At 47.2% G+C, this 1,177-nt stretch carries 2 protein-coding genes; both read right to left on the bottom strand.

What is annotated here, in order from left to right; genetic code table 11:
* Positions 1-144: 144 nt before the first annotated feature.
* Entirely contained in the window at positions 145-531 is a 387-nt protein-coding gene (locus H597_RS34195; RefSeq protein ID WP_083941147.1) for an Imm1 family immunity protein, read from the bottom strand.
* A partial coding sequence (locus tag H597_RS35715) for a DddA-like double-stranded DNA deaminase toxin (RefSeq protein WP_211232061.1) occupies positions 528-1,177 on the bottom strand: 650 nt, incomplete at its 5' end. The genes H597_RS35715 and H597_RS34195, both read right to left, overlap by 4 nt.

Here is a 1,177-nt window from a genome sequence, read left to right as displayed (position 1 = left end):
AGATTTGGGCTGACGCTTTCGGAACGAAGCGATTTTCCGCGAAAAATCGCCCCGACAACATCCACCCTATCCTTTCTGGACGTCTGGACGGGGCAACGTCTGGACGGGGCAGCAACGGGGCAACTGAACGGGGCAGCAACCGGACTATTCAGCTACTGCGGTCCACTCGATGGCTTGCGGCAATGTTCTAGTCGCAAGGAATTCTTTACAAGCAATTAAGGCTTTTGAAACTGGCACAACCATATCATTCGAAATATCCTGCTCTTCGGTAACATTTATATAGAACAAGCTATATCCATCCTCAGATTCGTTCCCCTTCGAATTAAAGCCTGCATGATCTTCGTCCGAAAAATATTGCAGGCACGAAATATCATCCTTGACCAGTACTACTAAATACGGAAACTCATCACCATCATTCGAAATCCAAAATTCATTGGCGTTGTTTTCGTATCGGCTTGCAAAAACAGCCTCTATTTCAACATCACTAATTGCGCTAAAAGCAGTACCATTACCATCCACAATTTTCATCATTTTTGTTTTCTTCCCGGTTGAGTACCATTACCTACGTTAATTGTCGGAACTGCCCTTGCTTGGGCATTTTTTGCTACAGCATTTGTTGGTGGCACAATTTTTAGTTCAACCCCTTCAGGCAGGAGTGCCTTTACTTGAGAATTGCAATAACCGCATGTTCCAGTTGTATTGTTATGATAAACGGTTCCTCCTGAAGAACCATTTTCTCTAATCCATATTGCCGCTTTTCCTTCGACGTGAGACGCGGAAACTGCTTTATAGCCTGTATAAGGCTCTTCCTTGCCGCCACTGCGAAGTTGAATGACCTTACCTTCGTTGGTGACTAAAACGCCATGAGTGGTTTTCCCATCATACTCGGGAAGCTCGCTCGCATAATCTCGCGGCATCCGAACATTCTTGCCGCTGCTACCCGCTGCATTCGTACCTACCGCAGGCGACGCACTTCGTCCATTTCCGTAAGGTTGATTTCGCGCAGAATTCGCAGAGGCTGTCAAATCTCCGCTAGTATTGCGCAGCGACTCATTTGGTGCGAGCTCGGTAGTTACACCGATAGGGCACCTCGAAAAACCTCTGCAGTGATGGCATGATGTCGATGGTCCATTTCTAACGACGCTGCCGATGATGAAACCGAACTTGTTTGCCGCCC

This window comes from Pseudoduganella violaceinigra DSM 15887, assembly GCF_000425385.1.
Taxonomy (GTDB): domain Bacteria; phylum Pseudomonadota; class Gammaproteobacteria; order Burkholderiales; family Burkholderiaceae_D; genus Rugamonas; species Rugamonas violaceinigra.
This window is presented reverse-complemented; position numbering and strand designations above follow the sequence as displayed.

Excerpts from the sequence above, each read along its gene's own strand:
- H597_RS34195 (WP_083941147.1), bottom strand. The coding sequence starts at position 531 with ATGATGAAAATTGTGGATGGTAATGGTACTGCTTTTAGCGCAATTAGT.